Here is a 23,956-nt window from a genome sequence, read left to right as displayed (position 1 = left end):
CGACGGAGAGGGCTGGTAGGTAATGGAAGAGCCGCGTCGCCTCGGCGGCCGGTACGAGCTGGGCCAGGTGCTCGGCCGTGGTGGCATGGCGGAGGTCTACCTCGCCCATGACACCCGGCTCGGCCGCACCGTGGCGGTGAAGACGCTGCGGGTGGACCTCGCGCGCGACCCGTCGTTCCAGGCCCGGTTCCGCCGGGAGGCCCAGTCGGCCGCCTCGCTCAACCATCCCGCGATCGTGGCGGTGTACGACACGGGCGAGGACTACGTCGACCAGATCTCGATCCCGTACATCGTGATGGAGTACGTCGACGGTTCCACGCTCAGAGAGCTGCTGCACTCCGGCCGCAAGCTGCTGCCCGAGCGGGCCATGGAGATGACCGTCGGCATCCTCCAGGCGCTCGAGTACTCGCACCGCGCCGGCATCGTGCACCGCGACATCAAGCCGGCCAACGTCATGCTGACCCGCAACGGTCAGGTGAAGGTCATGGACTTCGGCATCGCCCGCGCGATGGGCGACGCCGGCATGACGATGACGCAGACCGCGGCGGTCATCGGCACCGCGCAGTACCTGTCGCCCGAGCAGGCCAAGGGCGAGCAGGTCGACGCGCGCTCCGACCTGTACTCGACGGGCTGCCTACTGTACGAACTGCTCACCGTGCGGCCACCGTTCGTCGGCGACTCCCCGGTCGCGGTCGCCTACCAGCACGTCCGCGAGGAGGCCCAGGCCCCCTCGGTCTTCGACTCCGAGATCACGCCCGAGATGGACGCCATCGTCCTCAAGGCGCTGACCAAGGACCCCGACTACCGCTACCAGTCGGCCGACGAGATGCGCGCCGACATCGAGGCCTGCCTCGACGGCCGGCCGGTCGCCGCCACCGCCGCCATGGGCGCGGTCGGCTACGGCGGGGGCCACCCCGACGACCAGCAGACCGCGATGCTGCGCCCGCAGAACGGTGCGGGCCAGACGTCGATGCTGCCGCCGACCAACCCGGACGACGGTGGCTTCGGCTACGACGAGCGGGGCGACCGGCGCAGACAGGGCAAGAACCGCACGTCGACGATCTTCCTGGTGCTCGCGGGCATCCTGGTGCTCGTCGGCGCCGTCCTGATCGGCAGAGAGATCTTCGGAGGCGGCGGGGCCGGCAACGAGTCGTTCAAGGCCCCGAACTTCGTCGGCAAGACCGTCGGCGAGGCCGAGAAGATGGCCGAGAACCGCGACCTCAAGCTGGACTCCAGCAAGTCGGGCCCCTGCGAGGACTACCCCAAGGGCCAGATCTGCACGCAGAACCCGAAGTCCGGCACCACGGTCGAGAAGAACGACACGGTCACGGTGTCGGTCTCGACGGGCGCGCCCAAGATCTCCATCCCGGACGTCACGGGCCTCTCGTACGACGAGGCCCGCTCCGAGCTGAACGACAAGGGCTTCGACAACATCACCAAGACCACCGAGGAGTCCGAGCGGACGCCCGGCACGGTCACCAAGCAGGACCCCGCGAGCGGCAAGGTCGAAAAGGGCACCGAGATCACCCTGACCGTCGCCAAGAAGAAGGCGCTCGTCACCGTCCCGAACGTGGCCGGCGGCAACCTCTCCTGCGACGAGGCCACCCAGCAGCTCGAGGACAGCAACCTGAAGGCGACCTGCACCGAGGAGGAGAGCACCGCGGCCGAGCCCGGCAAGGTCTTCGCCCAGAGCCTCCAGGCCGACAGCCAGGCGGAGCCCGGCTCCACCGTCACGCTGAAGGTCGCCAAGGAGGGCGCGCAGACCCCGGTCCCGAACGTGGTCGGCCAGAAGGTCAAGGACGCCAAGAAGATCCTGGACGACGCCGGCTTCAAGAACGTCCAGTTCGCCGACGGCGCCGACCAGGGCGACGAGGCCCGCGTCATCACCCAGGACCCGGCGGCCAACACCGCGTCCGACCCCGCCAACACCACGGTCACCCTGACCACGGTCGGCGGCGGCAACGGCGGGAACGACAACGGCGGCATCTTCGGCGGCAACCTCGGCGGCTGACGCCCCGCACCTGCTGCACGGTCGGAGCCCCGGCCCCCTCTACGTGAGGGGGCCGGGGCTCCGGCACATTTACCGACACCGCACCACGGCGCACCCCACTCACACGCAGATACGAACCTCGCCCATACCTTCATACGATCCGATCCGTTATCCGGACACCACACCTCCCAAACGGAAGGGAACTCCGGTGATCAACGAATCGGCCCTGCTCGAATCCAAGTCCCTGCGCAACAGCGTGCTCGCCCGCACCGACGTACTCGACAAGGTGAAGGCCCTGTCCCTGCTGCCGGACGGCATGCATGTGACGACGGCGATGTTGGCGGCGTACTTCGAAGTAGCAGAGACCGTCATCAACAACCTGCTCAGCCGCCACCGACAGGAACTCACCTCCAACGGACTACGTGTGCTGCGAGGCGCTGATCTGCGCGAATTTAAGGAACTCAACTTGAGTTCCCATCCCGGCACTTATCCACAGCCTCGCTCCAGCCTGGCCCTCTACTCCCGCCGAGCCGTCCTCAACATCGCCATGCTGCTGCGCGACAGCGACGTCGCCCGCCAAGTCCGCACCTACCTCCTCGACATGGAGTACCTGGCCCGCACCCAACCAGTCGACCCAGTCGGCACTCAGGACGCGGCAAGCTTCGACGCGCTCGACGCCCGCATCGACCAACGCATCGCCGACACGCTCGGCAAGACCGTCGTCCCGATGTTCAACGCCCTGATCGAAGCCTCCGGCGAGCACCGCCGCGAGCTGCTCGCCCTGCGCGCAGACATCCAGCACGTAGAGCGCCGGATGCGCCGCCACCACGCCCGGCTCCAGAGGCTGGATGTATCTGTGGCGAACAGCACCCACGCCATCACCATGGCGGCCATGGACGCAATGAACGGCTCGGAGCAAGAGGTTCGCCACAGAGACCGGCGCATCCTGAAGTGACAAAGGGCCCGAAGTCGCAAAAACAAGTTGCGGCTTCGGGCCCCGCCCATCGTAAGGGCAGCGCCAACCGCCCTACCGCAGTTCCTTCGGTGGCGTACGGTCGCCGTCCACCTTGTCGACCCGCTCCAGCTCGCCCCACACCACGTAGCGGTACGTGGACGTGTAGACCGGCGTGCAGGTCGTCAGCGTGATGTACTTCCCGGCCTTCTTCTTCCCCGACTCCTTGGGCACCTGGTCGAGGACGTCCACGTTGTACTTCGATGTCTCCGGGAGGATGTTGTAGACCTTGTAGACGTACCAGTCGTCCTTCGTCTCGAAGACGATCGGGTCGCCCTTCTCGATCTTGTCGATGTTGTGGAACTTGGCGCCGTGTCCGTCCCGGTGCGCGGCCAGCGAGAAGTTGCCGTTCTTCCCGTTCATCGGCAGCGCCGCCTTCACGGGGTCCTTGTAGTAGCCGGCGACACCGTCGTTGAGGATCTTGGCGTCGGTGCCCTTCTCGACCAGCATGTCGCCCTTGCTCATCGCGGGAACGTGCAGGAAGCCGATGCCGTTCTTGGTGTCCAGGGCGCCGGGACCGCTGCTGCCCTTCCACTGGTCACGGACCTTGTCGCCCTGCCTGCCCGCCTCGCGATCGGCGACGACGTTCGTCCACCACAGTGAATAGGCGACGAATAGACCGAGGATCACGCCCGCGGTGATGAGCAGTTCACCGAAGACACTGACGGCGGTCGCGATCTTGCCGCGCCGGGGCGAGGGCGAAGGCGAAGAGCCGTTCGGTGCGGCTTCTTCCCCACGGTCGGTCGTCGCTGCCACTGCGTCATGCCCCGTCTCTGTGCGCCGTACTGCCCGATGCCTGGTGCCCGGAGTTCCCCGGTTATTCGACGAGCGCGTCCGGCTTGCCCTTGCTCCGCGGACGCTCCTCGACCATCTTGCCCCAGACGATCATTCGATACGTACTGGTGAATTCCGGAGTGCACGTCGTCAGAGTGATGTAGCGCCCCGCCTTGGTGAATCCGGAGCCCGCCGGGATCGGGTTGAGCACAGCGGTGTTCGACGGCATCGTCTGCGGGAGGATGCTCGCCATTTTGTACACGTAGTACTTGTCCTGCGTCTCGACCACGATCGGGTCACCCGGCTCAAGACGGTTGATGAAGCGGAACGGCTCGCCATGAGTGTTGCGGTGCCCGGCGACCGCGAAGTTCCCCTTCTTCGCGTCCGGCATCGCCGTCGGAATGCTGTCCTTGTCGTAGTGCCCGACCATGCCCTTGTCGAGCACCTGCGGCTTGCTGATCCCCTCGGCGATCGGCACGACGACGTCCAGCTTCGGGATGTAGAGGATCGCGAAGCCCTGCCCCGGCTCGAACGCGCCGGGCTTGCGCTTGCCGTTGGCCCAGTCGTCCTCGAGGCTGTGCCGGGCGCTGCCGGCGATGTCGTGGGCCCTTATGTTCGACCACCACAGCTGGTAGGTGACGAACAACAGCATCAACACCCCGAGGCTGATGAAGACTTCGCCGACCGCTCGGCTCGCGATCACGCCCGCACCCGGCTTGGCCGCCCGCGCCGCGGCCCGCGCCTCGACCCGGGACAGCGGCTTGCCGTCCGCCCCCGGCTCCGACTCCTGCTCCGTCGCGGGCGCGGCCGAGTGCCGTCCCGCACCCCGCTTGGCGGCCTTCCTGCGCGCGGCGCGGCCACCGGTGGGCGGCGCGGTCTCGACTATTCGCCGAGTGTCCGCGGTGCGCAGGGCAACGGTCTCGTCGTCCCGCACCAGCCGAGGCTCCGGCTCTTCCTGTACGGGAGTGGGGACGGACTCTCGGGTTACGGCCTCTCGGGCTACGGGCGGCGGCTCCGGGGTCCGGCGCGCGGCCGCGGACGCCTGCTCCTGGGCCTGCTCCTGCGCGCTCCCGTACCAGTCCTGGGCGTACCCCTGCGGGTCGTACCACTCGGGCTCCGGCTCCAGGCGGCGCTTCGACTCCTCGCCCCGCCGCTGCCCCTGCCGGCGCTCCGGCTCCGGCTGTGGCGCCTGCTCCTGCCCTCCCGACGGCCGGAACCACGGCGACGGGTGCTGCCCCGGCAGCGGGTCGTTCAGCGGGTCGTCGAGGCGACGCACCGCATCCTCGAACCCGCCGGCCTCACCGTCCTGCTCGGGGCGCAACGCGGTCACGCCGATGCCCTGCCCACGACCGGCGCGAGCCCGGCAGATCTGGCCACAGCGCCCTGGTCCCCGCACTCGACGAGCCAGTTCGCGAGCATCAGGTGCCCGTGCTCGGTGAGCACCGACTCGGGGTGGAACTGCACGCCCTCGACGGGCAGTTCACGGTGGCGCAGCCCCATGATGATGCCGTCCTCGGTACGAGCCGTGACCTCCAGCTCCTCCGGTACGGTGCCGGGCTCCGCGGCCAGCGAGTGGTAGCGGGTGGCCGTGAACGGGTCGGGGAGGCCCGCGAAGACGCCCTTGCCCGAGTGCCCGACGAGCGAGGTCTTGCCGTGCAGCAGCTCGGGGGCGCGGTCCACCACGCCGCCGTACGCCACCTGCATCGACTGCATGCCGAGGCAGACACCGAAGACGGGCACACCGGTCGCCGCGCAGTGCCGCACCATCTCGATGCAGACACCGGCCTGTTCGGGGGCGCCGGGACCCGGGCTGAGCAGCACGCCGTCGAACCCGTCCTGCGCGTGCGAGGTCGTCACCTCGTCGTTGCGCACCACCTCGCACTCGGCACCCAGCTGGTACAGGTACTGGACGAGGTTGAAGACGAAGCTGTCGTAGTTGTCGACGACGAGAATGCGGGTCTTTCGGGTGCTCACTGGCCGTTCACCGTCACATCGTTGAAGGGCAGCAGCGGCTCGGCCCAGGGGAAGATGTACTGGAAGAGGACGTACACGACCGCCAGGGCCAGCAGGACCGAGATCCCCGCCCTCACCCAGGTGTTCCCCGGCAGATGCCGCCAGATCCAGCCGTACATGCCGGGCTCCCCTTCCACCGTTCTGCGATTACGGCACCAGACTAACGGCGCAAGGCTTTCGGTTTGCCTGCCTCCACAGGCTGAGTGGCATCAAGATGCGCCCAGACGATCAGCCGGTGACTGTGGCCCCACTCCGGCTCACACGTCGTCAGCGTCAAATAGCGCCCCGGCTCCTCGTAACCGGACTTGCGCGGCACCGGGTCGATCACTCCGACATCACTGGGCAGCGTCTTGTACGGCTTGGTGTCGATGACGTACGTGAACCAGGTGGTCCCGTCGGTGAGCACGACCGGGTCACCCGGCCTGAGCTTCGGGAAGTCCTTGAACGGGTCGCCGTACGTGCGCCGGTGCCCCGCGACCGCGAAGTTCCCCTTCTCCCCAAGCTGGGCCGTGCCGGCGTAGTGCCCGAGCCCCTTCTTGAGAGTGCCGACCTTCGTGTTCTGCAGCACGGGCTTGTTCCACGTGAAACCGAGCCGCGGGATGTACATCACACCGAAGGGATCGCCATCCTTGTACGGGCTTTGCTTCGGCGGCGCCGTACTGGTCTGCCCCTCGGGCGCCGCGCTGGCCACCGGCCGCTTCGCCCACTGGTCCTGGAGGTCGTCGATCTGACTGCCCATCGCACTGTCCGCCTTCACACCGGTCCAGAACAGCACGTACGCGACGAACAGCACGATCAAGGCGCCGACGGTGATGCAGAGTTCACTGAATGTCCTGATGGCGACACGTACCGACACAGGCCCCCCAGTACGGCGGCTACTCCATGGCTACTTCACGGGCTTCGCGTAGTGGAGATCCACTGTGCCCGAGTAACCGGGAAGAGTCATCGCCCCGTCGTCCTCGACTTTCCAGCCGAGCCCGTACGCGTTCACGTACAGCATGTAGTTCTGGATCTCGGGCGAGGCCGCGACCGTCTGCTTCAGCTTCTCCGGATCCCCGACCGCGGTGATCTTGTACGGGGGCGAGTAGACCCGGCCCTGGAGGATCAGGGTGTTGCCGACGCAGCGGACGGCGGACGTGGAGATGAGGCGCTGGTCCATGACCTTGATGCCCTTGGCGCCGCCGTGCCACAGCGCGTTCACCACGGCCTGCAGGTCCTGCTGGTGGATGACCAGGTCGTTGGGCTGGGGGTCGGGGTAGCCGGGCAGCTTGGGGGCCGCGTTCGGCGGGGCGTCGTCGAGTGTGACGGAGATCGCCTCACCCTTCACCTTCATCGTCCCCGAAGCCTTCTCCAGACCGGTCAGCTTCTTGTCGTCGGCCTCGGTGGAGCCGTTGTCGCGCTCGGCGAGGCGCTCGACGTCACCGCGGACCCCGCTGTTGACCGCTTCCAGATCCTTGTTCTTACGGCTGCGCTCCTGGATGAGGTCGGAGAGCTTCAGCAGGGACCCGTCCGTCCGGATATTGGTGCCCTTGGCCGTATTGAAACTGGTGAAAAAGATGAGGCCGGCGAGCGCGAAGACGCCAACGGTGAGCAAGCGCACGGGCCGCAGGCGCCCACGGGCGGAGCTCTTGGCAGAGTCGACGGAATTGCTCAACGTACCCTTATCTCCTTCGACGCCACGGAAGCACTACGCTAACGGACGCCCGGAGGAGCACGGGGATTCCCCACAAGTTCCCCTTGTACGCTGCTCCAGAGCCAGCCCACGTACTCTGCGCGGCCACGCAGCGCATCGACAGGAGAGACCCTCGTGCCGAAGTCACGTATCCGCAAGAAAGCCGACTACACGCCGCCCACGGCGTCGAAGCAGGCAGCCAATATCAAGCTGACCAACCGCGGTTGGGTGGCCCCGGCGATGCTGGCGCTTTTCCTCATCGGACTCGTCTGGATCGTCGTCTTCTACGTGGCCGACGGCACGCTGCCGATCAAGGCGCTCGGCAACTGGAACATCGTCGTGGGCTTCGGCTTCATCGCCGGCGGCTTCGGCGTCTCCACCCAGTGGAAGTAGCTCTCCCCTGAGCTATCCACCGAGTTATCCACAGATTTTGATGAACCATCCACAGCCGTGGAAAAGGTCGCATGATCTGTGGATAACCCTCCGGCTGTTGACGCCGGTATGACTGCCTCAACCCCACTCGACCACCTGTTCGCCCCTTGTCCCTCCTGGTCAAACCCAGGTTGACGACAAGGGGCACAGTTGTTCCCCACAGGATGCACAAGATCCGCCACTCGCTGTGGACAACCTGGCTCATCATCCGTGGATAACCGGGCTCAGGTGAGCTGCGCGGTCCTGACGACGACGGTGACCAGCACGGCGACCAGAACCAGCGCACAGGCCCCGTACTGCACGAGCGCACGACGCTCGCGCGGGGCGTGGACCATCGCGTACCCGACGATCAGGCCGCCGACGAGGCCGCCGATGTGCGCCTGCCAGGCAATGTTGAAGGCCGGGTTGAACGTGAAGATCAGGTTGATCACGAGCAGCGCGATGACCGGCCGCAGATCGTAGTTGAGCCGCCGCATCAGGATTGCCGTCGCACCGAACAGGCCGAAGATCGCACCGGAGGCGCCGAGCGAGGGCTGGTTCTGCGCGGCGAGCAGATAGGTCAGGGCGCTGCCGGCGAGGCCCGAGACCAGATACAGCGCGATGTAGCGGGCGCGTCCGAGGGCCGCTTCCAGCGGGCCGCCGATCCACCACAGGCTGAGCATGTTGAAGGCGATGTGGACGTAACTGCCGTGCAGGAACATCGCGGTGAGCAGCCGGTACCACTGCCCCTCCGCGACGCCTTCGAGGCCGCCGAGGTCGGGAACCCAGGCGAGGCCGAGCATCTCGAACCGCTCGGTGAACCGGTCGCCGACCGTCATCTGCACGACGAACAAGGCCACGCAGAGCCCGAGCAGCACCTTGGTGACCAGGCGCGGATCGGAGGTGACCGTGCCGCCCGCCATCGTCCTGGGCTGGTTGGCGCTCGGCGCGTGCCCGGTCCCCGAGCCGCTGCGCACGCACTCCGGGCAGTGGAACCCGACGGATGCGCTGACCATGCACTCGGGGCAGATGGGCCGTTCACAGCGGGTGCAGCTGATGCCGGTCGGGCGGTCCGGGTGCCGGTAGCAGCCGGGCAGGCCCTCGGCGTCCTTCGGTTCCTGCGGGCTGCCGGGCGCCTGGTCCATGGCGGTCGTCCCCTCGGGTCTCTGGTCGGGTGGTGGGGTGTGGTGACGTCGGCACCGCGCGGCTGCACAACGCGCCGCCCCGCCCCCGTGCCTACGAACAGGCGACGGACGAGCGGGGCGCTTTAGTTCCCTGCGGGGACTATCGGGTCTTTACCGAGTCCTACCGAGTCTCTATCGGGTTTCTACGAGGACGGACTCGATGACGACGTCGTTGACCGGCCGGTCGGTGCGCGGGTTGGTCTGCGTACCGGCGATCGCGTCGACGGTCTTCTGGCTGGCCTCGTCGACGATCTCACCGAAGATCGTGTGCTTGCGGGTCAGCCAGGCGGTGGACGAGACGGTGATGAAGAACTGCGAACCGTTCGTGCCGGGTCCCGCGTTGGCCATCGCCAGCAGGTACGGCTTGGTGAAGGCCAGGTCGGGGTGGAACTCGTCCTCGAACTGGTAGCCGGGGCCGCCCGTTCCGTTGCCCAGCGGGTCGCCGCCCTGGATCATGAAGCCGCCGATGACGCGGTGGAAGATCGTGCCGTCGTAGAGGGGCGCCGTGGACTTCTCCCCGGTCTCCGGGTTGGTCCATTCACGCTCGCCCTTGGCGAGCTCCACGAAGTTCTTGACCGTCTTGGGAGTGTGGTTCGGCAGCAGCCGGACCTCGATGTCGCCCTGGTTGGTCCTGAGAGTGGCGTACAGCTGCTCGGCCACGATCTGCCTTCCGTTGACATTTGTGCACACCGATCCTCGCACGGCGTCCGTCCGGGGCCCCCGGGCGGACGTGTCAGGGTCGTGTGGGGGTTTCAGCCGCCGAAAACCGGTCTACTCGCAGTCGAAGAGGCGCGCCCCGCCGCGATCCGTGGCATTGTCGTCGCCAAGTCCCTTTATCAAGCCGTACCAAGCCTTACCACCGCATTGACGCTCCTGGCAGGCATGATCCATATAAGGGTGGAAAGGTGAAAACCTGTACGCCACCGAGGAGGAGGATCCTGTGACCCGCATCGACAGCGTGCGCGCCGCGACCGGCTCGGCGAAGGACAGCGTGCTGCATGCCGCGGAAGTGGTGGCCCCCTACGCCGAGTCGGCCAGGGACCGGGCCACGACGTACGCGCAAGAGGCGCGCGTCACGCTCGGGCCCAAGGTTTCGCAGGCAGCGCACCAGGCGCGTGCCCAGTACGACACGCACCTCGCTCCACGCCTCGAGCAGGCGCGGACGCATGTCCCGCCGAAGCTCGACCACGCCGCGCACGACGCGGCGTCCCGCACCCGTGAGGCCGCCCGGCAGGCTGCGGCGTACTCGAAGCCGCGCATCGAGCAGGCGGTGGCCGCGGCCGAGCCGGCTCGCAAGGAGGCCGCGGCGCGAAGCAGCGCCGCCTACTCCGGGCTGCGCGGCGATGTCTCGCCGAAGGAGATCCGCAAGCTTGTGCGCAAGCACGAGCGCCGGTCCCGCTCCGGGCGCCTCGCCAAGCGGCTCGTCGTGCTCGGCATCATCGCGGGTGGCGCGTTCGCCGCGTGGAAGTGGTGGGACAAGCAGGCCAACCCGGACTGGCTGGTGGAACCGCCCGCCGCCACCGAGGTTCCCGACAGTGCTCCGCTGACCTCCGTCGACGGCAGCGGTCGGGATGTCCTCGACCCGGAAGTAGAGGCGAAGCAGGCCGAGGCGGACACCGGCCCGGAAGGCGGCGAGCGCTGACCGCGGCCCGCCCGCATACGGCGAAAGCCCCTCCGACCAGGGTTTTTCCTGGTCGGAGGGGCTTTTTCTGTGGAGCCTAGGAGATTCGAACTCCTGACATCTGCCTTGCAAAAGCAGCGCTCTACCAACTGAGCTAAGGCCCCGAAAACGGTGCGCTCCACCGGAAGAACCGAGCCCCGGTGCGGCACCGTGGACCAGAGTACCGGGTCACCCCCTGAATCCTGCAAAAAGATTGGGGGTCCCGACGGGCGACCACTCTCCGTAAGATGCCCCACGTACTTCGCGGCAGCGAAGGACCGTACTTGGGGAAGCGATGGGGAGACGCAATGGATGCCGCACAGCAGGAAGCCACCGCAAGAGCCAGAGAGCTCCAGCGGAACTGGTACGGGGAGCCGCTGGGGGCGCTCTTCCGTCGGCTGATCGAGGACCTGGGGCTCAATCAGGCCCGCCTCGCGGGGGTGCTCGGGCTTTCCGCCCCCATGCTGTCGCAGCTGATGAGCGGTCAGCGCGCGAAGATCGGCAACCCTGCCGTGGTGCAGCGCGTGCAATTGCTGCAGTCGCTCGCGGGACAGGTCGCCGACGGTAGCGTCAGCGCCGCCGAGGCCACCGAGCGGATGGACGAGATCAAGAAGTCACAGGGCGGGTCGGTGCTCACCAACACCGGGCAGGCGTCGAACAGTTCGGGTGCACCGACGGTGAAGCGCGTGGTGCGTGAGATCCAGTCGCTGCTGCGCTCCGTCTCGGCTGCGAGCGACATCATCGACGCGGCGGACTCGCTCGCCCCCAGCCACCCCGAACTGGCAGAGTTCCTCCGGGTGTACGGCGCGGGGCGCACCTCCGACGCGGTCGCCCACTACCAGTCGCACCAGAGCTGACCCCGGCCCGGCGCGGCGCCGTGTCCGGCTTCGGCTCCGGGAGGGGAGCGACGCACGACCATGGGTGAGGTCTTCGCCGGCCGGTACGAACTGGCCGATCCGATCGGCCGCGGGGGAGTGGGCGCGGTCTGGCGCGCCTGGGACCATCGGCGCCGCCGCTATGTGGCGGCGAAGGTACTGCAGCAGTCCGACGCCCATACTCTGCTGCGCTTCGTGCGCGAGCAGGCGCTGCGCATCGATCATCCGCACGTCCTGGCCCCGGCCAGTTGGGCGGCGGACGACGACAAGGTCCTGTTCACCATGGATCTGGTCGCCGGCGGTTCGCTCGTCCATCTCGTCGCGGACTATGGGCCGCTGCCGCCCCAGTTCGCCTGCGTGCTCCTCGACCAGCTCCTCGCCGGGCTCACCGCCGTGCACGCCGAAGGCGTGGTGCATCGCGACATCAAACCCGCCAACCTCCTGCTCGAGGCCACCGGTACCGGGCTGCCGCATCTGCGCGTGTCCGACTTCGGCATCGCGATGCGCAAGGGCGAGCCGCGCCTGACGGAGGCGGACTATGTGGTGGGCACGCCGGGGTACTTCGCGCCCGAGCAGGAGTTGGGCGCGGAGCCCGACTTCCCCGCGGACCTGTTCGCCGTGGGGCTCGTCGCGCTCCATCTCCTCGAGGGCGCCATGCCCGACTCCAGGGCGCTGATCGAACACTTCGAGGAACACGGCACTCCGCGGGCGCCGCAGGGCGTGCCGGGGCCACTGTGGGGCGTCCTCGCCGGGCTGCTGCAGCCGGACCCCGATACGCGGTTCCGCACCGCGACCGGCGCCCGCAAGGCACTCCTCGCCGCCACCGAACTCCTCCCGGAGCCGGGCCCCGACGACGAGCTGATCGAGGTCTTCGACCAACTCGGCCCCCTTCCCCCGGGCTTCGGCCCCGGCGGCCCACCGGTACGCGGCCGCCGGGCCCGGCCGGTGGCAGATGCGGGGTCGCCGGTGGCAGGGGCGGGTTCGCCGCTGGCAGGGCCGGGTTTGCCGGTAGCAGGGCCGGGATTGCCGGTAGCAGGGGAGGGTTCGCCGGTGGCAGGCCCCGAGACACCGGTGCACGAGGCCGAGACCGCTGGGCAGGCCGCCGCCCCTCCGATACACGGCCCCGAGACACCGGCGCACGGTGCGGACACGACAGGCCACCAGGTAGGTACGGCCGACCCCGGTACGAACGCGGCAAGGCCCGAAGGCGGATCGGCGGGGCGCTCCAAGGGCCCAGTGACGCACAGTGCGGGCGCATCGGTGCCGCATGCTCCGCCGCCACCCGCCAACGCCCTGCTCCCGCCAAGGCCCTTGGCACCCCCCGCGGCCTCGGCCTCCGTCACCCCCGCGGGGTCTCCAGCCCCACCGGCGCCCCAGCTCCCTCCCGCATCCCAACTCCCTCCCGCGCCCAAGATGCCCCCGGCGCCAGCGGCCGGCCTCACCCCGCCGCTGGTCAGCCCCACAGAACCGTCGGCCACGCAGCCCCAGCCACCCGGGGCGCACACCCCACCGACGGCCCACCCAGAATTCGTACCGGAACCCATCCCCGTACGACCTGAACCGGCACCCGTACCTGAACCCGCTCCGGAGCCGGCCCCCGAACCCCCGCTTCGCGCCCCGCACTCGTCCGCCCCCTCCCCGCTCGACCCTCCCCAGGCCCATCACTCTCTGTACGCATCCGGCGACGGAGAAGTTCCCCGGCCCCGGCCAGGACCACCCGTGAGGGTGACGATCCCGGTATTGCTCCTGGCCCTGGCCTGTTTCGCGGTGGGCATCTGGGCACTGACCCGCCCCTGACCGGCCCACCCGCGCCCGGAGCCCGCCCCCCTCTCAGCCCTGCGCCCGCCGCACCTTCCGGACGGCGAGCACCCGCCACGCCGCCAGCCACAGCACCAGCGCACTCCCGGTCCCGACCCCGGCCACCCCCACCAATGTCATCAGGTCGCCCCCCGGTGACGTAGCGGACGAAGCCACCGCACCACCGGAACCCCCACCACGCCCACTCCCGGCACCAGCACCCGGATCAGAATTCGACCCCGCCCCCGACTCCGACCTTGAGCCGGCCCCCGGGCCGGACCCGAAGTCCCACTCCGCCCCGCCTTCCCCCCGCTCGGCAACCGCCCGATCCTCGGCCGTCACCTGGAACTCCCCCGGATCCCGCACATAGTCGGGCGCCTGCTTCGCCGACCCGTCGACGGCCACCCGCAACGTCATCCCGAGCCCTCCGGCCTTCTCCGCCATCGCCGGGTTGAGCGTGACCTTGAGCCAGTACCAGCCCGCGAGCCCCATCGCCGCCTCGTCCTCGCGCGACAGCAGCCGGTTCCCGTACGCCACGGGCGGCAGTGGTTCGAACGCGGCCGACGTCGTGCCACCCGAGTACGTGGCGCCCTTGGCCGCCACCGGCGCCCGCGCGGGGTTGTACAGCTCCATGTCGAGCGCCCCCGGCACCGTTCCCCGCCGGGTACCGCCGCCACCCGCCGAATCGTCCAACTCGGCGCCGAGTGAGAGCTGTTGCCCCCAGTCCACCGGCACCCGGTAGAAGTGGCTCTGCCCCGGCCCGATCCGGTCCTGCCACGCGCCGGACGTCAACGCCCTCGCATCGTTGAACCCCGTGCCCCCGCTGCGCCGCGCACCCGCCCCCGACGGCAGCGTCGCCGGCTCCGACGGCCAGGACCGCGCCCCCGCTCCAGGAGCGGCGGACACCAGCCCCGGCTCGGTGGCCACCCGCAGCTCGAGCCCCCAGTCCCGCTCGCTCGACCCGGCCGCCGCCGTCCGCTCCACGACCACGTAGTACGTCCCCGCCGACTGGCACCGCAGCCCACCCGGACGTACGGAACGTTCGACCGCCACCGCGATCGGCCGCGGATAGGAGCCGGAGCGGAACGTCGCACGCTCCACGTCGCACTGATTTCCCTGGCCGTCCCGCAGCGACACCACGATGCCGTCCGCGACCGCCGCCCTCACGCCCGAGCCGAGCGGCGGGACAGCCACGACCGAGGCGTACGCGGTGGCGGCCCCGTCCAGCTCGACACGGTAGTACGAGGTGACGCCGGCCCCCGCCGCGAGCGAACTCCGGTAGGTCGCACCCGTCTTGAGCTGCGCCGCCGTCGCGCCACTGCGCGCCCCGTCGACGCTCCGGGCGCCCTCTGCGAAGTCATACGGGTTGCCGCTCCCCGCCGCGGCCACCGTCGCAGCCGTCGCCGCCCCTGGCAGCGCCAGTACCAGGGCCGCGCACAGCCCCGCCCCGGCAGCGCCCCTCGCCAGGACCCGGCCGCGCCGCCCCTTCCTCAGCCGCCTCAGGAGTCTCCCCATGGACGGCCATCCTGCCGTTCCACTGCGCACGGTGTCCCGCGTGCGACGGATTCCCGCCACGTCATCGCATACGTAAAGGAGCCCCGAGCAGCCCCCGGACAGCACAAAGCCCCGGCCGCTGCTGCGACCGGGGCCCTATGAAGAGACTGTTGTCGATACTCACGAACCCGTGGGCACGGAGTCAGTCGCCTCCGTCCACAGATCCTGCTCGGCGCGATCCGCCTGGATCTGGCGGTACACGAGGAGCCCGCCGATGGCGGCCAGTGCGACCAGGAGAAGCTTCTTCACCGCGCGACCTCGTCTTTCCTTGACGTAGGGGACTTCTGGCGCCCGACTATACACACCGACCGATACCGATCGGTGACCTGGATCCACCTCAACTCAGCCCCCGAAGTCCGCAGTGGAAAAGGGCGTTTGCGCCCATCCGAGTGGTGTTCATCGGAATATCGACGCCCCGCGAGCGTCGGTCCCGCACCAGCGGGTCCCCATCCACATCATGAGGAAAGTACGCAAATCACCCAACCTGAAAGCGAGGGGCCATGACCAAGCACAAGGTCATGACGCTGTGGACCGTCATCATCTCCACATTCATCGCGCTGTTCTCGGCGCTCGGACTCACCTCCCCGGCCACCGCGGCCACTCCGACTCTGCAGACGGAGAAGACCCAGACCGCGGCGGTCAGTACCCCCGCCCCCGCGACGGCCCGCCCGTACTGGTCGTTCAAGCGGTCCCTGCCACCGACGATGAAGCAGCGCATCCGCGCCGAGGCCCACGGTTCCTCCCCGAGCGCCCGCCACCGCCCGCCGGCCGACACCGAGCAGCGCAACGCCGACAGCCACCTGGCGTCCGAGTCCCTCACGTCGCAGCAGTAGACGGCACCACACAGCAGCAAGAGCCGGAACAGCAAGAACAGCAGGACAGCAGGACGCACGAACAGCAGCAGAGACGGAACAGCCGGGCGAACAACGCCCGGACAAGGCAAGACCGCACAACAGCAACACGCAGCACAGACGCCCAACAGAGCCACACAACAGCAACACGCAGCACAGACGCCCAACAGAGCCGCACGGCACAGACGCACAGCGGCTACCCACAACAGCTACGCACAACAGAAGAGCAGGACTGTCGAACGAGGCCCCAGCCATCCCCTACGGCTGCGCGGGCCCATCGGCATGTCCGGGGACGCCACCCCACCCCACGTACAGCAAAAGACCCCCAAGCGTTTCCGCTTGAGGGTCCTCATTATGTGGGGCTAACAGGATTTGAACCTGTGGCCTCATCCTTATCAGGGATGCGCTCTAACCAACTGAGCTATAGCCCCGCCGCGCTCTGCGGTGTGTGTCCCGCGCGCTGACTCCTGAAGATTAGCGCACTGGGGGGCCAGTCCCAAAATCGATAGTCCTGGCCCGCCCACCAGCGGGTCTGTCGGGCCTCAGCAAGCCGGAGGAACGGTCACTCGTCCTCGGCGAGCGTGAGCTCGATGCCGCCGACGAAGCCCGCGGAGAGGTTGTAGATGAACGCGCCGAGCGTCGCCAGAGCCGTGGCCAGCACGACATCGATGACGGCGATGACCGTCGTGAACATCAGGACGCGCGGCAGCGACAGGAACGACTGCAGGTCGAAGCCGTTGGACTCGTTCGAGCCCGTGGCCTCGGAGATTGTCCCGCCGACCGTGGAGAAGACCCCCATGGCGTCCATGACCATCCACAGCACGGCGGCCGCGATGATCGTGCAGATGCCGAGCGCGATGGACAGCAGGAAGCTGACCTTCATCACCGACCACGGGTCCGCCTTGGCGACCCGCAGACGGGCCTTGCGGGTACGCGGGGTGGTGCGCGCCCCCGTGCGCGGCCTGCGGACAGAGTCCGGGGCGTTCTGGTACGCCTGCGGCGGGTGATACGGCTGGGCCGGCTGTTGCGGCCTCTCGCCCGGCAGGGCACCGCTGCCACCGCTGCCACCGGCCGCGTACTGCTGGGTCTGCGGACCTCGGGTGTCCGTCACAGTTCCCCCCTGGGATCCATGAGACTCGTTCGAGTCGGTCGAGTCGGTCGAGCCGGTTGAGCCTTTGACGTCATCGACGTCATGAGCGGAGCCACGGCCGCTCTCAGTATCCGTACCGGTGGATGTCCCGGTAGAGCCTGCGCCCGTGGCTCCGCTCACGATGACTCACTCCTCGCGCTACTCGGCCGAGGACTGTCCGCCCTCGTCCGTTCCGACGGCCGTCTCGTCGGCGGTGGTGTCGTCGATCTCGGCATCGTCCGCGTCCTGCGGGACGGCACCCTCGACTTCCTCTGCCTCACGGCCGGCCTCGGCGTTACGAGCGATACCGACGACGGCATCGCGCTTGCCCAGGTTGATCAGTTGGACGCCCATGGTGTCACGGCCCGTCTCCCTGACCTCGTTGACTCGCGTACGAATCACACCGCCGGACAGCGTGATGGCGAGGATCTCGTCGGTCTCCTCGGTCACCAGAGCGCCGACGAGCTCTCCACGGTCCTCCACGATCCTGGCGGCCTTGATACCGAGGCCACCGCGACCCTGGACGCGGTACTCGTCGACGTTGGTCCGCTTTGCGTACCCACCGTCGGTGGCGGTGAACACGAACGTACCGGCACGCACGACATTCATCGAGAGCAGTTCGTCTCCCTCGCGGAAGCTCATGCCCTTGACGCCGGACGTGGCACGCCCCATGGGACGCAGCGCGTCGTCCGTGGCGGTGAACCGGATGGACTGCGCCTTCTTACTGATGAGCAGCAGATCGTCCTCGGAGGAGACCAGCTCGGCGCCGATCAGCTCGTCGTCCGAACCGTCCGCCGCCTCGCGGAGGTTGATGGCGATGACACCACCGGAACGCGGCGAGTCGTAGTCCTTCAGAGGCGTCTTCTTTACGAGGCCCGCCTTTGTGGCGAGGACCAGGTAGGGCACCGCTTCGTAGTCGCGGATCGCGAGGATCTCGGCGATCGACTCGTCCGGCTGGAAGGCGAGCAGGTTCGCGACGTGCTGGCCGCGTGCGTCCCGCCCGGCGTCCGGGAGTTCGTACGCCTTCGCGCGGTAGACGCGCCCCTTGTTGGTGAAGAAGAGCAACCAGTGGTGCGTCGTCGACACGAAGAAGTGGTCGACGATGTCGTCTTCCTTGAGCTTCGTGCCGCGCACGCCCTTGCCGCCGCGCTTCTGGGAGCGGTAGTCGTCGGTCTTGGTGCGCTTGACGTAACCGCCACGCGAAATGGTGACGACGATGTCCTCTTCGGCGATGAGGTCCTCGACGGACATGTCGCCTTCGAAGGGCACCAGCATGGTGCGGCGGTCGTCGCCGAACTTGTCGACGATCTGCTGCAGCTCCGAGCTGACGATCTGTCGCTGCCGCTCGGGCGAGGCCAGGATCGCGTTGTACTCGTTGATCTTCAGCTGGAGTTCGTCGTGCTCCTGGACGATCTTCTGGCGCTCCAGGGCGGCCAGTCGGCGCAGCTGCATCTCGAGGATGGCGTTCGCCTGGATCTCGTCGATCGCCAGGAGCTCCATGAGGCCCCCGCGCGCGACGTCGACGGTCTCACTGCGCCGGATGAGCGCGATGACCTCGTCGATGGCGTCCAGGGCCTTCAGGAGGCCACGCAGGATGTGGGCGCGCTCCTCCGCCTTGCGCAGGCGGAACTTCGTCCGGCGGACGATGACCTCGATCTGGTGCGCCACCCAGTGCCGGATGAACGCGTCGAGCGACAGCGTGCGCGGGACGCCGTCGACCAGCGCCAGCATGTTGGCGCCGAAGTTCGTCTGGAGGTCGGTGTGCTTGTACAGGTTGTTCAGCACGACCTTGGCGACCGCGTCCCGCTTCAGGACGATGACCAGGCGCTGGCCCGTACGGGACGACGTCTCGTCGCGGACGTCCGCGATGCCGCCGACCTTGCCGTCCTTCACGAGGTCGGCGATCTTCTGGGCGAGGTTGTCCGGGTTGACCTGGTAGGGCAGCTCTGTGACGACCAGGCACTGGCGGTTCTGGATCTCCTCGACCGCGACGACCGCGCGCATCGTGATGGAGCCACGGCCGGTGCGGTACGCCTCCTCGATGCCCTTACGGCCCACTACAAGGGCGCCGCTCGGGAAGTCGGGGCCCTTGATGCGCTCGATGAGGGCGTCCAGGAGCTCCTCGTGCGAGGCCTCCGGGTTCTCCAGGGCCCACTGGGCGCCGGCCGCCACCTCGCGCAGGTTGTGCGGCGGGATGTTGGTCGCCATGCCGACCGCGATGCCCGCCGAACCGTTGACCAGCAGGTTCGGGAAGCGGGCCGGCAGGACGGTCGGCTCCTGGGAGCGGCCGTCGTAGTTGTCCGTGAAATCGACGGTTTCCTCGTCGATGTCACGGACCATCTCCATGGACAGCGGCTTCATCTTGCACTCGGTGTAGCGCATGGCGGCCGCGGGGTCGTTGCCCGGAGAACCGAAGTTTCCGTTGGAGTCCACCAACGGCATGCGCATCGACCACGGCTGGGCCAGGCGGACCAGGGCGTCGTAGATCGAGGAGTCGCCGTGCGGGTGGTAGTTACCCATGACGTCACCGACGACGCGAGCGCACTTGTAGAAGCCCTTCTCGGGCCGGTAGCCACCGTCGTACATGGCGTACAGGACGCGGCGGTGGACGGGCTTGAGGCCGTCACGTACGTCGGGCAGCGCGCGGGACACGATGACGGACATCGCGTAGTCGAGGTAGGAGCGCTGCATCTCCGTCTCGAGCCCTACGGGCTCGATGCGCATCGCGATGGCGCTGCCGTCCTCGTTCTCCGAAGGAGGCGGCGTGGGGGTGTTCTCGTCGGCCATTGCTGGTCAAGATCCTTTCTGCGCGGTCAGCTGAGACCGACTCAGATGTCGAGGAAGCGGACGTCCTTGGCGTTGCGCTGGATGAACGAGCGCCGGGCCTCGACGTCCTCGCCCATGAGGACCGAGAACAGGTCGTCGGCCTGGGCGGCGTCGTCCAGGGTGACCTGGCCGAGCACGCGGTGCTCCTGGTCCATGGTCGTGACGCGCAGCTCCTCGGCGTTCATCTCACCGAGGCCCTTGAAGCGCTGGATCGAGTCCTCGCGGACGCGCTTGCCCGCCTGCCGGCCCATCTCGGTCAGGGCGTCGCGCTCACGGTCCGAGTACGCGTACTCGAAGTCGTCACGGCCCCACTTGATCTTGTAGAGCGGCGGGCGCGACAGGAACACGTGACCGGCTTCGACGAGCGGCCGCATGAAGCGGAACAGGAACGTCAGGAGCAGCGTGTTGATGTGCTGACCGTCGACGTCGGCGTCCGCCATCAGGATGATCTTGTGATAGCGGAGCTTCTCGATGTCGAAGTCCTCGTGGACTCCGGTGCCGAAGGCCGAGATCAGCGCCTGGATCTCCTGGTTGTGCAGGATCTTGTCGATGCGCGCCTTCTCGACGTTCAGGATCTTGCCTCGGATCGGCAGGATGGCCTGGTACATCGGGTCACGGCCGGACTTGGCCGAGCCACCGGCGGAGTCACCCTCGACGATGAAGATCTCGCACTTGGTGGGGTCGTTCGACTGGCAGTCGGAGAGCTTGCCCGGCAGGGAGGCGGTCTCCAGGAGGCCCTTGCGACGGGTCAGGTCACGGGCCTTACGGGCCGCCACGCGCGCGGTGGCCGCCTGGATGGCCTTGCGGATGATGTCCGTGGCCTCGACGGGGTTCCGGTCGAGCCAGTCCTGGAGGTGCTCGTAGACGACCTTCTGGACGAAGGTCTTCGCCTCGGTGTTGCCCAGCTTGGTCTTGGTCTGGCCCTCGAACTGCGGCTCGCTCAGCTTGATCGAGATGATCGCGGTCAGACCCTCGCGGATGTCGTCGCCCGTGAGGTTGTCGTCCTTCTCGCGCAGCAGCTTCTTGTCGCGCGCGTACCGGTTGATGAGGCCCGTCATCGCGGCGCGGAAGCCCTCTTCGTGGGTACCGCCCTCGTGCGTGTGGATCACGTTGGCAAAGGAGTAGACGCCCTCGCTGTAGCTGGTGTTCCACTGCATCGCGACCTCGATGGAAAGGAGCTTCTCCTTGTCCTCGGCCTCGATGTCGATCACGGAGGGGTGAACGACCTCTCCCTTACGGGAGTTGAGGTACTTCACGAAGTCGACGATGCCGCCTTCGTAGTGGTACGACACCGAACGCGGCTCGAAGGCGGTGTCGTCGCCCGCCTCGTTCGTGTCCGCTCCGGCCGTGGCCTTCGCGATGTCGCGCTCGTCCGTGAGGTTGATCCGCAGGCCCTTGTTGAGGAAGGCCATCTCCTGGAAGCGCCGCGACAGCGTCTCGAAGGAGTACTCGGTGGTCTCGAAGATGTCGCCGTCGGCCCAGAAGGTGACCGAGGTACCGGTCTCCTCGGTCGCCTCGTGCTTCGCCAGCGGCGCCGTCGGAACGCCGGCCTTGTACTCCTGCGTCCAGCGGTAGCCCTCGGTCCTGATCTCGACGGAGACCTTTGTGGACAGCGCGTTCACGACGGAGACGCCCACACCGTGCAGACCACCGGAGACGGCGTAACCGCCGCCTCCGAACTTGCCGCCTGCGTGCAGGACGGTGAGGACGACCTCGACGGCGGGCTTGCCCTCGGAGGCGACCATGCCGACGGGGATGCCACGGCCGTTGTCGACGACGCGGACGCCGCCGTCTTGCAGGATCGTGACGTCGATCGTGTCCGCGTGACCCGCGAGGGCCTCGTCGACGGAGTTGTCCACGACCTCCTGCACCATGTGGTGAAGGCCACGCTCACCGGTCGAGCCGATGTACATGCCGGGTCGCTTGCGGACCGCGTCCAGCCCTTCGAGGACGGTGATCGCACTGGCGTCGTACGAGGCCTCTGTGGCCCCGCCGTGCACTGCGGCGTCGGTGGACGGGATGTTCTCGTTGGGGTTGCCGGAATCGGCCACGAAGCGCCCTTTCTGGCACAGCACAAGCCAAGCTCCCGGTTGGTGGCCGGAGCGGCTGCGGCGTGTTTGTTCGGTAAGCCCTGATCAGCGTTGCTCGGTGCGTCCCACAAGTGGGGCGGGATTGTCTCCCAGTGTACCGGTAGCTCGGACATAGATGGGGGTTTGGCGGCGCCTGAGTCCGCATGTGCCGCCCTCAACCGGTCTCGGCCGACTCCCCCTATGCGGTGCGGGGCTTCAGGAGGCTCACAGCGGCACTCAGCGCTTCCGGGTATGAACCACCAGCTACGGAGGCCCTTCACTCACCCGTAGGTGTCACCGGGACCGGTGCTTCCGGGGGCTCGCAAGGGGCCGTAGCGGCGCGGACCGCCGCCGGGATTCTTGATGTCGATGCGCCGCACAGCGCCGTGCCCGAGATCCTCGTTCAACCGCCTGACCAGCTGCGGAGCCAGCATCCGCACCTGAGTCGCCCAGGCCGTCGAATCGCACTGCACCACCAGAACCCGCTCGTCCTCGTCGTACTTCTGCGGAACACAGTGCTTGGCGAGGTCCTCACCGACGATCTGCGGCCAGCGACCCATGACGCCGCCTACCGCGGCCGGTGTCTCCCAGCCCCGCTCGGTGATCAACCGGTTGATGGCGGAGCCGAGCCCCATCGGATCCCGACCGTCGGAACGCGCTCCGGACCGCAGTCCGCCGCCGCGCCGCGCCTGCTTCTTCTGCTGCGCGGAGTCACCACGCGCGCGTGCCGCCTCTTTCGCCGCACGTAGGGCGACGCGGGCCAGATCGACACCCGAAGGCTCGGGATCGCCTTTTGGTTCCCGCGGGTCCTTCGCACCTTCGGGGGATTCTCCGGCGCTCACAGTCGCTCCACCGTCCCGTCCGACACCGCGTAGCGCGTGCCCGCCAGCACAACCGGTACGTCGTCGTCGACGGCAGCCGTGACGAGAACCTGCTCACCGGGCGCCACAAGCTCCGCCAGGCGCTCCCTGCGGCGCGCATCCAGCTCGGCGAAGACGTCGTCGAGAACGAGCACCGGCTCGTTGCCCTCGGCCCGCAGCAGGTCGTACGAGGCCAAGCGGAGCGCCAGCGCATACGACCAGGATTCGCCGTGGCTCGCGTAGCCCTTGGCGGGCAACTGGCCGAGCTTGAGGACCAGTTCGTCGCGGTGCGGGCCGACCAGCGTGACGCCCCGCTCGATCTCCTGCTTGCGCGCCCCCTCGAGGGCGGCGAGGAGTTGCTCGTACAGCTCCTCGCGCGCGTGCCCGAATATTTCGGGGGACGAGGGCTTGTACTCCAGGGCGATCGGCCCGCCACCCGGCGCCAGCTGCTCGTACGCCTTGTCGGCGAGCGGCTGCAGCGTCGCGATCAGGTCGAGCCGCTGCGCGAGGAGTTCCGCCCCCGCGCGCGCGATGTGCTGGTCCCACACGTCGAGCGTGGACAGATCCATCGAGCGCCCGCCGTGCCGCCGCGCGAGCGCCGCCGTCTTCAGGAGCGTGTTGCGCTGCTTCAGGACACGGTCGTAATCGGAGCGCACGCCCGCCATCCGGGGCGAGCGTGCGGTGACCAGCTCGTCGAGGAAGCGCCGGCGCTCACCGGGATCGCCCTTCACCAGGGCCAGGTCCTCGGGCGCGAACAGCACCGTCCGTACGATCCCGAGCACGTCACGCGGCTTGACCTGCGAAGACCTGTTGATCCTTGCGCGATTCGCCTTACCCGGGTTCAGCTCCAGCTCGACGAGCTGCTGGCGCTCGCCCTGCCGGACCTGCGCCCGGATCACGGCACGCTCGGCGCCCATGCGCACCAGCGGAGCATCCGAGGAGACGCGGTGGCTACCGAGCGTGGCGAGGTAGCCGACGGCCTCGACGATGTTCGTCTTGCCCTGCCCGTTCGGACCCACGAACGCGGTGACGCCCGGGTCGAGAGGGACCTCCGCCCGGGTGTACGAGCGGAAGTCGGCCAGCGACAGATGCGTGACGTGCATGGTCGTGGGCCGACCTCCCCCAGAGTTCTGAACAGCGGTTTTCTACAGGCGCGGTGTTCTACAGGTGTGGATTACTTCTTCTCGACGGCGTGGCCGCCGAACTGGTTGCGCAGCGCCGCGATCATCTTCATCTGCGGCGAGTCCTCCTGGCGGGAGGAGAAGCGCGCGAACAGCGA

At 68.2% G+C, this 23,956-nt stretch carries 22 protein-coding genes, 2 tRNA genes and 1 pseudogene; 7 read left to right on the top strand and 18 right to left on the bottom strand.

The genetic code is table 11. From position 1 onward, the window contains the following. Positions 1-22: 22 nt before the first annotated feature. Complete coding sequence (gene pknB, locus ACWD2L_RS07450) at positions 23-2,011, top strand: Stk1 family PASTA domain-containing Ser/Thr kinase (RefSeq protein WP_351337308.1); 1,989 nt, start codon at positions 23-25, stop codon at positions 2,009-2,011. 187 nt (positions 2,012-2,198) lie between these two features. Further along, the gene (locus ACWD2L_RS07445) at positions 2,199-2,945 is read left to right on the top strand and encodes a restriction endonuclease (RefSeq protein WP_351337311.1); all 747 of its coding nucleotides are present in this window, start codon (positions 2,199-2,201) and stop codon (positions 2,943-2,945) included. 72 nt (positions 2,946-3,017) lie between these two features. Here ACWD2L_RS07445 and ACWD2L_RS07440 read toward each other — a convergent pair whose 3' ends face one another. The 6 genes from ACWD2L_RS07440 to ACWD2L_RS07415 form a co-directional block, all read right to left on the bottom strand. Further along, a complete protein-coding gene (locus ACWD2L_RS07440; RefSeq protein WP_351337313.1) occupies positions 3,018-3,758 on the bottom strand; it encodes a class E sortase in 741 nt (246 codons plus the stop codon). Between the two features lie 61 nt (positions 3,759-3,819). Beyond that, complete coding sequence (locus ACWD2L_RS07435; protein WP_351337316.1) at positions 3,820-5,106, bottom strand: class E sortase; 1,287 nt, start codon at positions 5,104-5,106, stop codon at positions 3,820-3,822. Then, the gene (locus ACWD2L_RS07430) at positions 5,103-5,750 is read right to left on the bottom strand and encodes an aminodeoxychorismate/anthranilate synthase component II (RefSeq protein ID WP_351337319.1); all 648 of its coding nucleotides are present in this window, start codon (positions 5,748-5,750) and stop codon (positions 5,103-5,105) included. Before ACWD2L_RS07430 ends, ACWD2L_RS07435 begins: the two co-directional genes overlap by 4 nt. Next, the gene (locus ACWD2L_RS07425; protein ID WP_326022339.1) at positions 5,747-5,908 is read right to left on the bottom strand and encodes a hypothetical protein; all 162 of its coding nucleotides are present in this window, start codon (positions 5,906-5,908) and stop codon (positions 5,747-5,749) included. The genes ACWD2L_RS07430 and ACWD2L_RS07425 overlap by 4 nt, the downstream gene beginning before the upstream one ends. Before the next feature lie 41 nt (positions 5,909-5,949). Then, positions 5,950-6,645, bottom strand: a complete 696-nt coding sequence (locus ACWD2L_RS07420; RefSeq protein WP_351337322.1) for a class E sortase — start codon at positions 6,643-6,645, stop codon at positions 5,950-5,952. Between the two features lie 30 nt (positions 6,646-6,675). Further along, on the bottom strand, positions 6,676-7,443 hold the full coding sequence (locus ACWD2L_RS07415; protein WP_351337325.1) for a DUF881 domain-containing protein: 768 nt from the start codon (positions 7,441-7,443) through the stop codon (positions 6,676-6,678). A 153-nt stretch (positions 7,444-7,596) separates the two neighbouring features. Between ACWD2L_RS07415 and crgA the strand changes: the two genes are divergently transcribed. Next, entirely contained in the window at positions 7,597-7,854 is a 258-nt protein-coding gene (gene crgA / locus ACWD2L_RS07410; protein ID WP_351337328.1) for a cell division protein CrgA, read from the top strand. A 263-nt stretch (positions 7,855-8,117) separates the two neighbouring features. Here the strand turns inward: crgA and ACWD2L_RS07405 are convergent, their stop codons facing one another. Both ACWD2L_RS07405 and ACWD2L_RS07400 read right to left on the bottom strand, forming a co-directional pair. After that, positions 8,118-9,017 carry a rhomboid family intramembrane serine protease gene (locus ACWD2L_RS07405; protein ID WP_351337331.1) on the bottom strand — a complete coding sequence of 300 codons (900 nt, stop codon included), beginning with the start codon at positions 9,015-9,017 and terminating at the stop codon, positions 8,118-8,120. A 171-nt stretch (positions 9,018-9,188) separates the two neighbouring features. Further along, the gene (locus ACWD2L_RS07400; RefSeq protein WP_351337334.1) at positions 9,189-9,716 is read right to left on the bottom strand and encodes a peptidylprolyl isomerase; all 528 of its coding nucleotides are present in this window, start codon (positions 9,714-9,716) and stop codon (positions 9,189-9,191) included. A 280-nt stretch (positions 9,717-9,996) separates the two neighbouring features. Here ACWD2L_RS07400 and ACWD2L_RS07395 point away from each other — a divergent pair, with 280 nt between their 5' ends. Further along, positions 9,997-10,698 carry a DUF5324 family protein gene (locus ACWD2L_RS07395; RefSeq protein WP_351337337.1) on the top strand — a complete coding sequence of 234 codons (702 nt, stop codon included), beginning with the start codon at positions 9,997-9,999 and terminating at the stop codon, positions 10,696-10,698. Positions 10,699-10,768: 70 nt separating this feature from the next. On the opposite strand, the gene ACWD2L_RS07390 is transcribed toward ACWD2L_RS07395, so the two are convergent. Beyond that, a tRNA-Ala gene (locus ACWD2L_RS07390) sits at positions 10,769-10,841 on the bottom strand. A 183-nt stretch (positions 10,842-11,024) separates the two neighbouring features. Between ACWD2L_RS07390 and ACWD2L_RS07385 the strand changes: the two genes are divergently transcribed. Beyond that, positions 11,025-11,573, top strand: a complete 549-nt coding sequence (locus tag ACWD2L_RS07385) for a helix-turn-helix domain-containing protein (protein WP_351337340.1) — start codon at positions 11,025-11,027, stop codon at positions 11,571-11,573. A gap of 60 nt (positions 11,574-11,633) precedes the next feature. Beyond that, positions 11,634-13,388 carry a serine/threonine-protein kinase gene (locus ACWD2L_RS07380; RefSeq protein WP_351337343.1) on the top strand — a complete coding sequence of 585 codons (1,755 nt, stop codon included), beginning with the start codon at positions 11,634-11,636 and terminating at the stop codon, positions 13,386-13,388. A 33-nt stretch (positions 13,389-13,421) separates the two neighbouring features. Here ACWD2L_RS07380 and ACWD2L_RS07375 read toward each other — a convergent pair whose 3' ends face one another. Together ACWD2L_RS07375 and ACWD2L_RS07370 are read right to left on the bottom strand one after the other, a co-directional pair. Next, positions 13,422-14,903 (bottom strand): hypothetical protein, encoded by a 1,482-nt coding sequence (locus ACWD2L_RS07375; protein ID WP_351337345.1) that lies wholly within the window; start codon positions 14,901-14,903, stop codon positions 13,422-13,424. Between the two features lie 159 nt (positions 14,904-15,062). Continuing rightward, entirely contained in the window at positions 15,063-15,191 is a 129-nt protein-coding gene (locus ACWD2L_RS07370) for a DLW-39 family protein (RefSeq protein ID WP_003999697.1), read from the bottom strand. Positions 15,192-15,442: 251 nt separating this feature from the next. Here ACWD2L_RS07370 and ACWD2L_RS07365 point away from each other — a divergent pair, with 251 nt between their 5' ends. Then, complete coding sequence (locus ACWD2L_RS07365) at positions 15,443-15,775, top strand: DUF6344 domain-containing protein (protein ID WP_351337347.1); 333 nt, start codon at positions 15,443-15,445, stop codon at positions 15,773-15,775. A 375-nt stretch (positions 15,776-16,150) separates the two neighbouring features. Here ACWD2L_RS07365 and ACWD2L_RS07360 read toward each other — a convergent pair. The 7 genes and pseudogenes from ACWD2L_RS07360 to ACWD2L_RS07330 form a co-directional block, all read right to left on the bottom strand. Continuing rightward, a tRNA-Ile gene (locus ACWD2L_RS07360) sits at positions 16,151-16,224 on the bottom strand. Positions 16,225-16,355: 131 nt separating this feature from the next. Beyond that, entirely contained in the window at positions 16,356-17,063 is a 708-nt protein-coding gene (locus tag ACWD2L_RS07355) for a DUF3566 domain-containing protein (RefSeq protein ID WP_451187773.1), read from the bottom strand. 18 nt (positions 17,064-17,081) lie between these two features. Continuing rightward, entirely contained in the window at positions 17,082-19,709 is a 2,628-nt protein-coding gene (gyrA, locus tag ACWD2L_RS07350) for a DNA gyrase subunit A (RefSeq protein ID WP_351337353.1), read from the bottom strand. A gap of 41 nt (positions 19,710-19,750) precedes the next feature. Then, the gene (gene gyrB, locus ACWD2L_RS07345) at positions 19,751-21,799 is read right to left on the bottom strand and encodes a DNA topoisomerase (ATP-hydrolyzing) subunit B (protein ID WP_351337356.1); all 2,049 of its coding nucleotides are present in this window, start codon (positions 21,797-21,799) and stop codon (positions 19,751-19,753) included. Positions 21,800-22,098: 299 nt separating this feature from the next. Continuing rightward, positions 22,099-22,659, bottom strand: coding sequence for a DUF721 domain-containing protein (locus ACWD2L_RS07340; RefSeq protein ID WP_351337359.1), 561 nt, complete (start codon positions 22,657-22,659; stop codon positions 22,099-22,101). After that, positions 22,656-23,780: a DNA replication/repair protein RecF gene (recF, locus tag ACWD2L_RS07335; RefSeq protein ID WP_351337362.1), complete on the bottom strand. Its 1,125-nt coding sequence runs from the start codon at positions 23,778-23,780 to the stop codon at positions 22,656-22,658. Before recF ends, ACWD2L_RS07340 begins: the two co-directional genes overlap by 4 nt. 71 nt (positions 23,781-23,851) lie before the next feature. After that, positions 23,852-23,956, bottom strand: a pseudogene (locus tag ACWD2L_RS07330) (6-phosphogluconate dehydrogenase); the annotation flags it as partial.

It is taken from the genome of Streptomyces sp. NPDC002754 (assembly GCF_053592315.1).
The sequence above is the reverse complement of the archived record's forward strand: the minus strand, read 5'-3'. Positions and strand labels throughout refer to the sequence as shown.